General features: G+C 69.2%; 12 protein-coding genes. 7 read left to right on the top strand and 5 right to left on the bottom strand.

What is annotated here, in order from left to right:
• Window positions 1-64 precede the first annotated feature (64 nt).
• Complete coding sequence (locus JYK18_RS43510; protein WP_206809853.1) at window positions 65-457, top strand: ester cyclase; 393 nt, start codon at window positions 65-67, stop codon at window positions 455-457.
• 61 nt (window positions 458-518) lie between these two features.
• Here JYK18_RS43510 and asnB read toward each other — a convergent pair whose 3' ends face one another.
• Entirely contained in the window at window positions 519-2453 is a 1935-nt protein-coding gene (gene asnB, locus JYK18_RS43505) for an asparagine synthase (glutamine-hydrolyzing) (RefSeq protein ID WP_206809852.1), read from the bottom strand.
• 143 nt (window positions 2454-2596) lie between these two features.
• Here asnB and coxB point away from each other — a divergent pair, with 143 nt between their 5' ends.
• Both coxB and JYK18_RS43495 read left to right on the top strand, forming a co-directional pair.
• Window positions 2597-3544, top strand: a complete 948-nt coding sequence (coxB, locus tag JYK18_RS43500; protein WP_307796334.1) for a cytochrome c oxidase subunit II — start codon at window positions 2597-2599, stop codon at window positions 3542-3544.
• Window positions 3545-3596: 52 nt separating this feature from the next.
• Window positions 3597-4016, top strand: a complete 420-nt coding sequence (locus tag JYK18_RS43495; protein ID WP_206809850.1) for a cytochrome c oxidase subunit 4 — start codon at window positions 3597-3599, stop codon at window positions 4014-4016.
• A 153-nt stretch (window positions 4017-4169) separates the two neighbouring features.
• Here JYK18_RS43495 and trpD read toward each other — a convergent pair whose 3' ends face one another.
• Together trpD and JYK18_RS43485 are read right to left on the bottom strand one after the other, a co-directional pair.
• Window positions 4170-5207: an anthranilate phosphoribosyltransferase gene (trpD, locus tag JYK18_RS43490; protein ID WP_206809849.1), complete on the bottom strand. Its 1038-nt coding sequence runs from the start codon at window positions 5205-5207 to the stop codon at window positions 4170-4172.
• Window positions 5208-5215: 8 nt separating this feature from the next.
• On the bottom strand, window positions 5216-5629 hold the full coding sequence (locus tag JYK18_RS43485; RefSeq protein ID WP_206809847.1) for a hypothetical protein: 414 nt from the start codon (window positions 5627-5629) through the stop codon (window positions 5216-5218).
• 154 nt (window positions 5630-5783) lie between these two features.
• Here JYK18_RS43485 and JYK18_RS43480 point away from each other — a divergent pair, with 154 nt between their 5' ends.
• The 4 genes from JYK18_RS43480 to JYK18_RS43465 are packed head-to-tail and all read left to right on the top strand — an operon-like array spanning window position 5784 to window position 10113.
• Window positions 5784-6410: a heme-copper oxidase subunit III gene (locus JYK18_RS43480; protein ID WP_206809846.1), complete on the top strand. Its 627-nt coding sequence runs from the start codon at window positions 5784-5786 to the stop codon at window positions 6408-6410.
• Window positions 6411-6454: 44 nt separating this feature from the next.
• Complete coding sequence (locus tag JYK18_RS43475; RefSeq protein ID WP_206809845.1) at window positions 6455-7279, top strand: c-type cytochrome; 825 nt, start codon at window positions 6455-6457, stop codon at window positions 7277-7279.
• A 3-nt stretch (window positions 7280-7282) separates the two neighbouring features.
• Window positions 7283-8431 carry a ubiquinol-cytochrome c reductase iron-sulfur subunit gene (locus tag JYK18_RS43470; RefSeq protein ID WP_206809844.1) on the top strand — a complete coding sequence of 383 codons (1149 nt, stop codon included), beginning with the start codon at window positions 7283-7285 and terminating at the stop codon, window positions 8429-8431.
• Complete coding sequence (locus JYK18_RS43465; RefSeq protein ID WP_206809843.1) at window positions 8428-10113, top strand: cytochrome bc complex cytochrome b subunit; 1686 nt, start codon at window positions 8428-8430, stop codon at window positions 10111-10113. Before JYK18_RS43470 ends, JYK18_RS43465 begins: the two co-directional genes overlap by 4 nt.
• Window positions 10114-10258: 145 nt before the next feature.
• On the opposite strand, the gene JYK18_RS43460 is transcribed toward JYK18_RS43465, so the two are convergent.
• Window positions 10259-10537 carry an Lrp/AsnC family transcriptional regulator gene (locus JYK18_RS43460; RefSeq protein WP_206809842.1) on the bottom strand — a complete coding sequence of 93 codons (279 nt, stop codon included), beginning with the start codon at window positions 10535-10537 and terminating at the stop codon, window positions 10259-10261.
• Window positions 10538-10589: 52 nt separating this feature from the next.
• Entirely contained in the window at window positions 10590-12299 is a 1710-nt protein-coding gene (locus JYK18_RS43455; RefSeq protein ID WP_206809841.1) for a DEDD exonuclease domain-containing protein, read from the bottom strand.
• Window positions 12300-12347 lie beyond the last annotated feature (48 nt).

Below are 12347 nucleotides of genomic sequence, written 5' to 3'. Positions count from 1 at the left end.
CGGACCTGCGAATAAATCTGTACCGATCGGAATAGAACTCGGCGGGCCGGGGTTGGTGCCGGTCATGACCGAGAAGAACCCGCGTGAGTTCTACGAGCGCTACCTCGAGGCCCTCAACGCCCACGAGTTCGACCGCATGGACGAGTTCGTGCACGAGTCGATCGTCCTGCACAGCGAGCCGAGTTCGCGGGCGGAAATGGTGGCGCAACTGCACAGCATCACCGACGCGGTGCCCGACTTCCGTTGGGAGACACAGGAAATCGCCGTCAACGGGGACAGCCTCGCGGTCCGGCTGAAGAACACCGGCACGCCGGTCAAGGAGTGGCTGGGCGTCGCTCCGACCGGCCGGCCGATCGAGATCGTCGAGTACGCGATCTACCGGATCCGCGACGGGAAGTTCCTGCACCTGTCGGCCGTGCACGACGCCGAAGCCCTGCGGGCCCAGCTCGCCGCCTGACCCCGTGCGGTGAATGTGGCTTTCACAGCGCCAGGCGCAGTGAAAGCCACATTCACCGCGATCAGAGCTTGACCGGGTAGACCGGCTCGGGGATCTCCGGCTTGATCCGGTTCTCCACGAAGATGCCGTGCCAGATCATGAAGACCACCAGCGCCCAGATCCGGCGGCTGTGGTCCAGCGTGCCCGCCTTGTGCTCCTCGAGCATCCGCAGCACGGCCGCCTTGTCGAACAGCTCCTCGGTCTTCGAGTCCGAGACGATGCCGCGCGCCCAGTCGTACATGTCGGTGCGCAGCCAGTGCCGGATCGGCACCGGGAAGCCCAGCTTGCGCCGGTTCAGCACGTGCGCGGGCACGATCCCGTCCAGCGCGCGGCGCAGCGCGTGCTTGGTGGTCTCGCGGGTGATCTTCTCCTCGAGCGGGATGCTCGCGGCCACCTTGAACACCTCGGCGTCGAGGAACGGCACCCGCAGCTCCAGCGAGTTCGCCATGGTCACCTTGTCCGCCTTGACCAGGATGTCGCCGCGCAGCCAGGTGAACAGGTCCACGTGCTGCATCCGCGCCACCGGGTCCCAGTCCCGCGAGATCCGGTACCACGGCTCGGTGACGTCCTGGTGCCCCACGCCGTCGGTGAAGTTGCGCAGCACGCCGCGCAGCTGGTCCTCGCGGAAGATGCGCGCGTTGCCGTAGTAGCGCTCCTCCAGCGACAACGAACCGCGCCGCAGCAGGTCCTTGCCGCGGGTGCCCTCCGGGATCTTGGTGGACACCTTGCCCAGCAGGCTCTTCACCGCTCCGGGCATCTTCTCGAAGCGCGCCAGCGAAAGCGGCTCGCGGTAGATGGTGTACCCGCCGAACAGCTCGTCGGAGCCCTCACCGGAGAGCACCGCCTTGACGTACTTGCGGGCCTCGCGGGCGATGAACCACAGCGGCACCAGCGCCGGGTCGGCCACCGGGTCGTCGAGGTACCAGACGATCAGCGGCAGCGCCTCCATCATCTCGTCGCTGGAGACGGTGCGGATGACGTGCTTGACCCCGATCGCCTCGGCCGATTCGGCCGCCACGTCCACCTCGGAGTAGCCCTCGCGCTCGAAGCCGGTGGTGAACGCGATCAGGTTCGGGTTGTGCCGCTTGGCCAGCGCCGCGGTGGCGGTGGAGTCGATGCCGCCGGAGAGGAACGCGCCCACGGTCACGTCCGGGTCGGCGATCATGTGCTTGGCCACCGAGTCCTGCATGACCTGCGAGATGCGCTCGTACAGCTCCTCGGAGCCCTTCGGCCCGGAGACCGGCTTCGCGGTGAACTCGGGGAAGAAGTAGCGCTCGGTCTTGACCTGGCCGCCGGGGGAGACGGTGAACGAGGTGCCCGACTCGATCCGGCGCACGCCCTGGTGCAGCGACTCGGGCTCGGGCACGTACTGCAGGGTCAGGTAGTGCTGCAGCGCGATCTGGTCGAGCTGCTGCTTGACCCCCAGGGTGTCCGACAGCTCCAGCAGGCTCTTCTTCTCGCTGGAGAACGCGACGCCGCCGGGGCCCTCGGAGTAGAACAGCGGCTTGATGCCGAACGGGTCGCGCGCGCCGTAGACCAGCTTCTCCTGCGAGTCCCAGATCATGAAGGCGAACATGCCGCGCAGCTTCTTGACCGCGTCCGGGCCGAGGAAGTGGTAGGCGGCCACGATGGCCTCGCCGTCACCCTCGGTGTTGAACTTCGCGCCGTGCTCGGTGGCGAGCGTCTCACGCAGTTCGAGGTAGTTGTAGATCTCGCCGTTGAAGTTCATCGTGTACCGGCCGGGCGACTCCGGCGGGCCCCAGGTCAGGGGCTGGTGGGAGTGCTCGAGGTCGATGAAGGCGAGCCGGTTGAACCCGTAGACCACCTCGGCGTCGGCCCAGGTGTCCGTCTCGTCGGGACCGCGATGCCGCTGGCAGCGCAGGGCCGCGCCCACCGCGTCCCGTGCCTTCGCCGCGTCTTCTTCAGTGGCGCACACCAGTCCGAGCAGGCCGCACACGTGTCTTCACACACCTCTGGTCGTAGCCGTAAGTCGAGTGGCCAAGTATGGACGACACGAACGATTACCCCTTGGTCGGGACCGCCCGGTTGCTCGGCTAGGCTCCGGAACGTCAAATGGATCGCGCTAGGAGGAATCCCGCAGTGGGCGTTGCAGAGCGCACCCCGGCCAAGAGGCGGTCGAAGGTCGGCAAGGTGACCGTGTTGGCCGCGCTCGTCGCCGCCACGGCGACCGGGTGCTCCGGGGATGAGGTCCTGCGCTTCGGCTGGCCGGAGGGGGTCACCCCCCAGGCCGAGAGCATGCGCAACCTGTGGACCTGGTCGGTGATCGCCGCACTGGTGGTCGGCGTCATCGTGTGGGCGCTGATCTTCTGGTCGGTCGCCTTCCACCGCAAGAAGAAGGCCGCGAACGGGGTGGAGGAGGAGCTGCCGAGGCAGTTCCAGTACAACGTCCCGCTGGAGCTCTTCTGCGTGGTCGTGCCGGTGATCATGGTCTGCGTGCTGTTCTTCTTCACCGCGACCACCGAGTCGAAGGTGCTGGCCAAGTCCGACGACCCGGACGTCACCGTGGACGTGATCGCCTTCCAGTGGAACTGGGAGTTCAAGTACCCGAGCGAGTCGCGGGACGCCGAGGCGCAGACGATCAGCACGGTCGGCAGTTCGGCCGAGATCCCGATCCTGGTGCTGCCGACGGACCGCACGATCCGGTACAACCTGCTCTCCACCGACGTGATCCACTCGTTCTGGGTGCCGGAGTTCCACTTCAAGCGCGACGTGATGCCGCACCCGGACAAGAACAACCAGGACTCCTCGTTCGAGAACACCATCGATCGCGAGGGTGCCTTCGTCGGCCGCTGCGCCGAGCTGTGCGGCACCTACCACTCGGTGATGAACTTCGAGGTGCGGGCGCTCTCGCCGGACAAGTACGACCGGTTCATCCAGCTGCGCACGCAGGTCAACCCGGCCACCGGCAAGCCGAACACCACGGCCGAGGCGCTGTCCGCGCTGAACTGTGGTGAGCTGTGCGCGCCGCAGGCGACCACCACGCAGCCGTTCAACACCGACCGCACCGCCCGGACCGCGACCGGCTGATCGCGGCCCGGTCCGCAGTCCGAAGTCCGCAGCTCAGAGTGAGGAAAGCCCCATGAAGGTCGAAGCCAGGATCTTCGACATCGTCACCCTCTTCGCCTTCCTGGTCGCCGTGGTCTACGGCGTGATGACCGGGACGATGAGCCAGTACGGCGTCGAGCCGGTCGGGCTGGTGGCGCTGATCCTCACCGGTGGCCTGTCGCTGCTGGCCGGCAGCTACCTCCGGTTCGTCGCCCGCCGCATCGAGCCGCGGCCGGAGGACCGGGAGGACGCCGAGGTCAGCGACGGTGCCGGTGAGCTGGGCTTCTTCAGCCCGGGCAGCTACTGGCCGGTCGGCCTGGCCGCCTCCGCGGCGACCGCGGGCGTGGCGATGGCGTTCTTCGAGATCTGGCTGCTGATCACCGCGATCGTGATGCTGCTGATCACCATCGGCGGCCTGGTGTTCGAGTACCACACCGGCCCGAACCACGACTGACCCCTTTTCGCCGAACGGCCCGCCACCCCTGACCGGGGAGGCGGGCCGTTCCGCGTGCCAGCGGCGCCCGGCGCCGAATGCTATGAGTGGGGCATTACTTGCAATCAACGCAAGTAATGCCCCACTCATAGCATTCAGGGAGCCGCGGCGGGGTTACTTCAGCGAGGTGGAGAGCGTCGCCCAGCGGGTGAGCAGGTCGGCGGCGGCGCCCGAGTCGATGGCGTCGGCGGCCCTGGCCAGTCCCGCGCCGATGTCCTCGGTGAGCGAGCCGGTGAACCCGGTGTGCGCGGCCAGCGCCCCCGCCGCGTTGACCAGGACGGCGTCCCGCACCGCCCCAGGCTTGCCGGAGACGAGCTCCCGCACCACCTCGGCGTTGAAGGCGGCATCCCCGCCCCGGAGGTCCTCAGCCGTCGAGCGGGCGATCTCCCACGCGGCCGGGTCGATCGACTCCTCGCGCACCTTGCCGCCCGAGACCACCCAGGCGGAGGTCGTCGTTGTGGTGGTGATCTCATCGAGGCCATCGTCACCGCGGACCAGCAGCACCGAGTTGCCGCGCCGGGCGAACACCTCGGCCAGCACCGCGGTCTTGTCCCGGTACGCGCAGCCGATCAGCGCCGACGACGGCTGCGCCGGGTTGGTCAGCGGGCCGAGCAGGTTGAACGTGGTGGGCACGCCCAGCTGCTGCCGCGTCGGGCCGGCGTGCCGGAACCCCGGGTGGAAGATCGGCGCGAAGCAGAACCCGATGCCGAGCTCGGCCACGCAGCGCTCCACCCCGGCGGGCGGCAGGTCGATGGCCACGCCGAGCGACTCCAGCACGTCGGCCGCGCCGGACTTCGACGAGGCCGCGCGGTTGCCGTGCTTGACCACCGGCGCCCCGGCCGCGGCCACCACCAGCGAGGTCATCGTGGAGATGTTCACCGAACCGGAGCGGTCACCGCCGGTGCCGACGATGTCCACCGCGGCCACGTCCACGTGCACCCGGCGGGCGTGCGCCAGCATCGCCTCGGCGAAGCCGGAGATCTCCGCGGAGGTCTCGCCCTTGGCCCGCAGCGCCACCGCGAACCCGGCCACCTGCGCGTCCGTCGCCGAACCGGACATCACCTGGTCCATCGCCCACGCGGTGTCCCTGGCGGAGAGGTCCGCGCCGTCGATGAGCTGGTTGAGCAGTACCGGCCAGCTGTGCTCGGGCACGCCGGGCCTCAGCCGCGGACGGCCGGGACCGGCGTGGCGCGCAGGACCTCGGCGACGGTCTCGGCGGCGGTCAGCGGGTCGAGCGGGTGCACCAGCACGGCGTCCGCCTGCGACCAGGTGGCCAGCCAGCGGTCGTCCTTGCGCCGGACCGCGACCACGATCGGGGGGCAGTCGGCGATCTCGTTCTTCAGCTGCCTGGTCAGGCCGATGCCGCCGGTCGGCTGCGCCTCCCCGTCGAGGATGGCGAGATCCGCCTCACCCGCGTCCATCGCCATCAGCACCTCGGCCACGGTGCCCGCCTCGGTGTAGTCGACGCGGCCCAGATCGGTGGCCGGGCGGCGGCCGACGGCGGAGATGATCGACTCGCGCACCTCGGCGCGGTGGCTGAAGACCAGGATCTTCTTCGCGGTCGACTCGGTCATGAAAACTGCCTCCGGCCTGGTAGTGGAGCGGGCTGCGCCGATGCTATCCGCTCGGTGCCCCCGCGCCCAGCACCAGGGCGGCGGCGAGTGTGATCGAGTCGGCCCGCGACGCGCCGGAGACCCGGGGGACGGGCGGTGGTTGCGAGAGGACATAATGCGACTCGTGACAACGGCTCCCACCATCAGCCAGCGCGTGCACTCGCTGAACCGGCCCAACATGGTCAGCGTCGGCACCATCGTCTGGCTGTCCAGCGAGCTCATGTTCTTCGCTGGGCTGTTCGCGATGTTCTTCACGGTCAAGGCACAGAACTCGAGCGGCCACTGGCCGCCGATCCTGGAGTCGACCGGCGAACCGATCCACCTCGATGTGCCGTACGCGCTGCCGTTCACGGTGATCCTGGTGGCGTCGTCGTTCACCTGTCAGCTCGGCGTGTTCGCCGCTGAGAAGGGTGACGTCTACGGCCTTCGCCGGTGGTACCTGATCACCCTGCTGATGGGGGCGATCTTCGTCGGCGGTCAGGGTTACGAGTACATCCAGCTGATCAACGAGGGCGTGACCATCCCGTCCGGTGCGTTCGGCACGGTCTTCTACCTGACCACCGGCTTCCACGGCCTGCACGTGATCGGCGGGCTCATCGCGTTCGTGTACCTGCTCATCCGCACCCGGCTGAGCAAGTTCACCCCGGCCCAGGCCACCTCGGCGATCGTGGTGTCGTACTACTGGCACTTCGTCGACATCGTGTGGATCGGCCTGTTCGCGGTGATCTACATCGTTCCCTGAGACCAGCCGTCCCGGCCGAACTGACAGCAAGGGTTGCCGCAGAGATGACCACCAGCAAGAAACCCGCCTCGGCGACGAAGCCACGGCGGCGCCGCACGAAGTTCCAGCGGCGGGTAGCCGGCCTTCTGGCGCTTTTCGTCGCGCTGCTGAGCGCGGGCGGGCTGTACGCCCTGTTCGCCCCCGAGCCCCAGACCGCGCAGGCGCAGGTCGACCCCGCGCTGCTGCGCAAGGGTGAGGAGATCTACAACAACACCTGCAGCACCTGCCACGGCGCGAACCTCGAAGGCGTGCAGGACAAGGGCCCGGCCCTGGTCGGCATCGGCGAGGCCGCGGTGTACTTCCAGACCTCCTCCGGCCGCATGCCCGCCGTGCGCCAGGAAGCCCAGGCCGCGCGCAAGCCGCCGAAGCTGACCCCCGAGGAGATCGACGCGCTGGGCGCCTACATCCAGGCGAACGGCGGCGGTCCGCAGCGGCCCGGCGAGAAGGGCGAAGCGCTGCGTGGGGAGAGCCCGGCCCGCGGTGGCGAGCTGTTCCGGCTGAACTGCGCCTCGTGCCACAACTTCACCGGTGCCGGTGGCGCCCTGTCGGAGGGCAAGTACGCCCCGCCGCTGGCCCCGGCCACCGAGGAGCAGCTGTACACCGCGATGCTCACCGGCCCGCAGAACATGCCGAAGTTCTCCGACCGGCAGCTCACGCCGGAGGAGAAGAAGGACATCATCGCGTACGTCAAGTCGGTGTCGGACGGCAACAACAACCCCGGCGGCAACGGCCTGAACGGGTTCGGGCCGGCGTCCGAAGGCGTCATCGCGTGGATTGTGGGGATCGCCGCGCTGGTCGGTGTGACCCTCTGGATTGGATCGAGGGCTTAGCGCATGAGTAGCGGCGAAGAGCCGAAGCCGCCGACCGAGGCGGAACTGGCGGACATGGACCGCGACCAGCTGGTGAAGCTGGGCACCAACCTGGACGGCGTCGAGCTGGTCCACTACGAGGACAAGTGGCCGGTCAAGGGCACCAAGGCGGAGAAGCGCGCCGAGCGCTCGGTGGCCATCTGGTTCCTGATCTCCGCGCTGTCCGGGCTCGGCTTCGTGGTGTCCCTGATCTGGTGGCCGTGGCAGTACGAGAGCCCGGACAACGAGAGCGGGCACTTCTGGTACTCGCTGTACACCCCGATGCTGGGCGTCACCCTCGGCCTCGCGGTGCTCGCGCTGGCCGTCGGCGTCCTGCTCTACACCAAGAAGTTCATCCCGGACGAGATCGCGGTGCAGGAGCGCGGGGACGGCGGGTCCAAGGAGGTCGACAAGGCGACGATCGTCGCCCAGCTGGCCGACGCGGGCAACCGCAGCACCATCGCGCGCCGCTCGGCGATCAAGCGCAGCGTCGGCCTCGGGGCCGGCGCGCTGGGCCTGGCCACCGTCGCGCTGCCGCTCGCGTCGTTCATCCGCGACCCGTGGAAGGACACCGAGAACCGCGACTCCCTGTGGCACACCGGCTGGCAGCCGAACTACCCGGGTGAGGTCGTCTACCTGCGCCGGCACACCGCGCACCTCGGCCACGAGCCGGAGGAGCCCTCGCTGGTGCGCCCGGAGGACCTCGAGGCGGGCGCGATGGAGACGGTGTTCCCGTTCCGCGAGTCCGAGCGCGGCAACCACGAGCTGCTGGCCAAGGCGCTGAAGCGGTCCGACAACCCGGTCATGCTGATCCGCCTGCGCCCGGCCGACGCCGCGCGCGTGGTCAAGCGCGAGGGCCAGGAGGACTTCAACTTCGGCGACTTCTACGCCTACACGAAGATCTGCAGCCACGTGGGTTGCCCCACGTCGCTGTACGAGCAGCGGACCAACCGGATCCTCTGCCCGTGTCACCAGTCGCAGTTCGACGCACTGCACTACGCGAAGCCGGTTTTCGGGCCGGCGACTCGCGCACTCGCCCAGTTGCCCATTACCGTGAACGAAGAGGGCTACTTCGTTGCGAGAGGTGACTTCATCGAGGCAGTCGGTCCTGGGTTTTGGGAGCGCAAGTCATGAGTTCACTGACCACCCCGACAAAGGGGACGAACCCGGCCGAGAAGGCCGCCGCGGCCGGTGCCACCTGGGCCGACGACCGGTACCACCTGGCCAAGGGCATGCGGCACCAGCTGAACAAGGTGTTCCCCACCCACTGGTCCTTCCTGCTCGGCGAGATCGCGCTGTACAGCTTCATCATCCTGATCATCTCCGGGGTGTACCTGACGCTGTTCTTCGATCCCTCCATGCAGGAGGTCATCTACGACGGCGCCTACAAGAACCTGCAGGGCGTCGAGATGTCCAAGGCGTTCGCGAGCACGCTGGACATCACCTTCGAGGTCCGGGGCGGGTTGTTCGTCCGCCAGCTGCACCACTGGGCCGCGCTGATCTTCGTCGCGGCGATGTTCGTGCACATGATGCGGATCTTCTTCACCGGTGCGTTCCGGCGCCCGCGTGAGGCGAACTGGGTGATCGGCGCGCTGCTGCTGGTCCTGGGCATGTTCGAGGGCTTCTTCGGCTACTCGCTGCCGGACGACCTGCTCTCCGGTACCGGTATCCGCGCCACCCTGTCCGGCATCGTGCTCTCGGTGCCGGTGATGGGCACCTGGGTCCACTGGGCGCTCTTCGGTGGCGAGTTCCCCGGGACGGAGATCATCCCGCGGCTGTACACGCTGCACATCCTGCTCATCCCGGGCATCATGCTGGCGCTGGTCGGCGCGCACCTGGCGCTGGTCTGGTACCAGAAGCACACGCAGTTCCCCGGGCCGAGGCGCAAGGAGACCAACGTCGTCGGCGTGCGCATCATGCCGGTGTTCGCGCTCAAGGGCGGGGCGTTCTTCGCGCTGGTCACCGGGGTCATCGCGGCCATGTCGGGCATCTTCCAGATCAACGCGATCTGGAACATCGGCCCGTACAACCCGTCGCAGGTGTCCGCCGGTTCGCAGCCGGACTGGTACATGGCCTGGGCGGACGGCATGCTCCGGATCTGGCCCGCCTGGGAGCTCTACCTCGGGAACTACACGATCCCGCCGGTGTTCTTCGTCGGTGCGCTGGGCATGCCGATCCTGATCGGGCTGCTGCTGGCGTACCCGTGGATCGAACGGAAGCTCTCCGGCGACACCGCGCACCACAACCTGCTGCAGCGGCCGCGGGACAACCCGGTCCGCACCAGCATCGGCGTGATGGCGCTGACCTTCTTCATGGTGCTGATGATGTCCGGGTTCAACGACATCATCGCGTTCACGTTCGACATCTCGCTGAACGTGACCACCTGGGCGGGCCGGATCGGCATCCTGCTGGCGCCGCCGCTGGCGTACTACCTCACCTACCGGATCTGCGTCGGCCTGCAGCGCGGCGACCGCGAGGTGCTGGAGCACGGGGTCGAGACGGGCATCATCAAGCGCCTGCCGCACGGTGAGTTCATCGAGATCCACCAGCCGCTGGGCCCGGTGGACGACCACGGGCACGCGGTGCCGCTGGAGTACCAGGGCGCGTCCGTGCCGAAGAAGATGAACAAGCTGGGCTCGGCCGGGCGCGCGGTGCCCGGTGGCTGGGTGATCGCGGACCCGGCGGAGGAGACCGCCGCCCTCGATCGCGCCCGCGCCAACGGCCACGGCAACGGGCACGGCCCGGGTGATGTCGACTCCTCCGCGGTGGGCGAAGGCGCCACCAAGGAGAGCAAGGAGATCACCAGCGGCCACTAGGGCTCGCTACGTCGAACGGGCCGCATCCCCTCGGGGGTGCGGCCCGTTTCGCGTGTTCGGCAGGTGTGCTGTGAATGTGGCTTTCACTGCGGAATCCGCAGTGAAAGCCACATTCACAGCACACCTGCGGACCGGCCCGAGGCCGTCAATCCACGCCGATGGAGAAGGCGGATTCGGTGTCCGCGCGGGAGTACGAGCGGAAGGCGATGTGCGTGTCGGTGTTGTGCACGCCCGGGATCTTCCCGATCTTCGCCGGGATCAGGTCGGCCAGGTCCTCGTGCGCGCTGACCCGGACGATCGCCACCAGGTCCACCTCGCCGGCGCACGAGTAGACCTCCTGCACCCCGTCGATGTCCGCGATCGCCTGCGCGGTTTCGGGGATGCTGTCCGCTGCGGCGTGAATCAGCACGATCGCGGTGATCACCGGGATGCCCTCCTGGCCTGTTCAACGAATGGGTGTCGCCGCGATCCTAATCTCAATTGGTGTGCTCCAGCGCCGTGGCCGTGCCCACCAGGTCCAGCCACGGGCGCCACGCCCCGGCCCCGCGCGCCGGCTCGGCCCACGGGCGGCTCGTGCGCACCAGCCGCACCCCCGGGCGGCACAGCCACCGCAGCAGGATGCCGACCTCCTCCCGCGGTGCCCCGTGCAGCGGCCCCGGGCCCGGCAGCACCGTCTCCGCCGACGCCACCAGCACCTCGACCACCGGCATCGGCCGCACCCCGCGCCGCGCCACCCCGGCGGAGGCGAGGCGCCCGTACCGGATCACCGCGAACTCCCAGCCGCCGTCCCCGTCCGGGTTCGCGGCGACCAACTCGGGAATGGTGGCCAGCGAGGCCAGCCGGTGCGCGCGGTCCACCGACCGCACCAGCAGCGCCAGCTCGTCCCGCCGCCGGGCGGCCTGCTCGAAGTGCTGCGCTTCGGAGAGCAGCTCCAACTGCCGCGCCGCCGAGCGCAGGGGAGCGGCGTCCCGCCCGGCGAACAGGTCCGCGACCGCGATCACCGCCGGCTCGTACTCGCCGGTGCTCTGCTGCCCCGCACACGGCGCCCCGCACCGCCCCAGCTCCGCCAGCACGCACGGCTTCCCGCTGGGCGCCACCGCCGAGATGCGCTGGGTGCAGGTGCGCAGCCCGGCGGCCCCGGACAGCGTGTCGGCGGCCAGTTTCGCGTCGGCCTGGCTGCGGAACGGGCCGAGCGCGCCGTCCCTCGGCAGCCGGATCACCGAGAGCCGGGGGAAGGCCTCCTCGGTCAGCGTGACCCACCACGAGTTGTGCGGGTTCTTCGACCGCCGGTTGTAGGCGGGCCGGTGCGCGGCGATCAACCGCAGCTCCCGGATCTCGGCCTCCAGCGCGTGCGCGCACTCGATGCCCTCCACCCCGGTGGCCAGCGCGACCATCTCGCGGATGCGGCCACGGCTCTCCGAACCGGTGAAGTACTGCCGCACCCGGCGCCGCAGGTTCGCCGCGGTGCCCACGTAGAGCACCTCGTCCCCGGGCCCGCGGAACAGGTAGACGCCCGGCGTGGTGGGCAGGTGCGCGGCCATGCCGCGTTTGCGCCGCTGCTGCGGGGTGACCTCCGGCAGGTAGTCCAGCAGCTCCTCGAGCGACTGCACACCGACCGAGCCGACCCGTTCGAGCAGGCCGTGCAGCACGTCGACGGTGGCGCGCGCGTCCTGCAGCGCGCGGTGGTTCGGCACCGTGCCGGAGTTGAACAGCGCGGCCAGCGCGGAGAGCCGGTGGCTGGGCGTCTCCTGCCGGGTGATCACCCGGCGCGCCAGCCGGACCGTGCAGACCACCGCCGGTTTCGGCACCGGGTACCCGTGGCCCTGGCAGGCCGCGCGCAGGAAGCCGACGTCGAACGCGGCGTTGTGCGCCACCAGCACCGCGCCCGAGATGAACTCCAGGAAGGCCGGGAGCACCCGGTCGATCCGCGGGGCGTCGTAGACCATCGCCTGGGTGATGCCGGTGATCGAGACGACCTGCGGCGGGATCGGCATGCCGGGATCGACCAGGGTGGCGAACTCCCCGAGCACCTCACCGCCGCGCACCTTCACCGCGCCGATCTCGGTGATCCCGTCCGGTCCCGGCTTGGTACCGGTGGTCTCCAGGTCGAACACCACGAAGGTGGTGTCCCGCAGCGGGGTGCCGAGTTCGTCGAAGGCGAGCTGGCCAGCCGGGGACGCGGTCATGGGTTCGCACCCTAGGCAGGGCCACCGACAATCTTCGATTGGTCACAA

The sequence above is a fragment of the Amycolatopsis sp. 195334CR genome, from assembly GCF_017309385.1.
In the GTDB taxonomy this organism is placed as follows: domain Bacteria; phylum Actinomycetota; class Actinomycetes; order Mycobacteriales; family Pseudonocardiaceae; genus Amycolatopsis.
The sequence above is the reverse complement of the archived record's forward strand: the minus strand, read 5'-3'. Positions and strand labels throughout refer to the sequence as shown.

Bases quoted from the DNA above. Each gene is read 5' to 3' on its own strand.
- JYK18_RS43510 (WP_206809853.1), top strand. From the start codon at position 65: ATGACCGAGAAGAACCCGCGTGAGTTCTACGAGCGCTACCTCGAGGCC.
- JYK18_RS43495 (WP_206809850.1), top strand. From the start codon at position 3,597: ATGAAGGTCGAAGCCAGGATCTTCGACATCGTCACCCTCTTCGCCTTC.
- JYK18_RS43485 (WP_206809847.1), bottom strand. From the start codon at position 5,629: ATGACCGAGTCGACCGCGAAGAAGATCCTGGTCTTCAGCCACCGCGCC.
- JYK18_RS43480 (WP_206809846.1), top strand. From the start codon at position 5,784: ATGCGACTCGTGACAACGGCTCCCACCATCAGCCAGCGCGTGCACTCG.
- JYK18_RS43475 (WP_206809845.1), top strand. From the start codon at position 6,455: ATGACCACCAGCAAGAAACCCGCCTCGGCGACGAAGCCACGGCGGCGC.
- JYK18_RS43470 (WP_206809844.1), top strand. From the start codon at position 7,283: ATGAGTAGCGGCGAAGAGCCGAAGCCGCCGACCGAGGCGGAACTGGCG.
- JYK18_RS43465 (WP_206809843.1), top strand. From the start codon at position 8,428: ATGAGTTCACTGACCACCCCGACAAAGGGGACGAACCCGGCCGAGAAG.
- JYK18_RS43455 (WP_206809841.1), bottom strand. From the start codon at position 12,299: ATGACCGCGTCCCCGGCTGGCCAGCTCGCCTTCGACGAACTCGGCACC.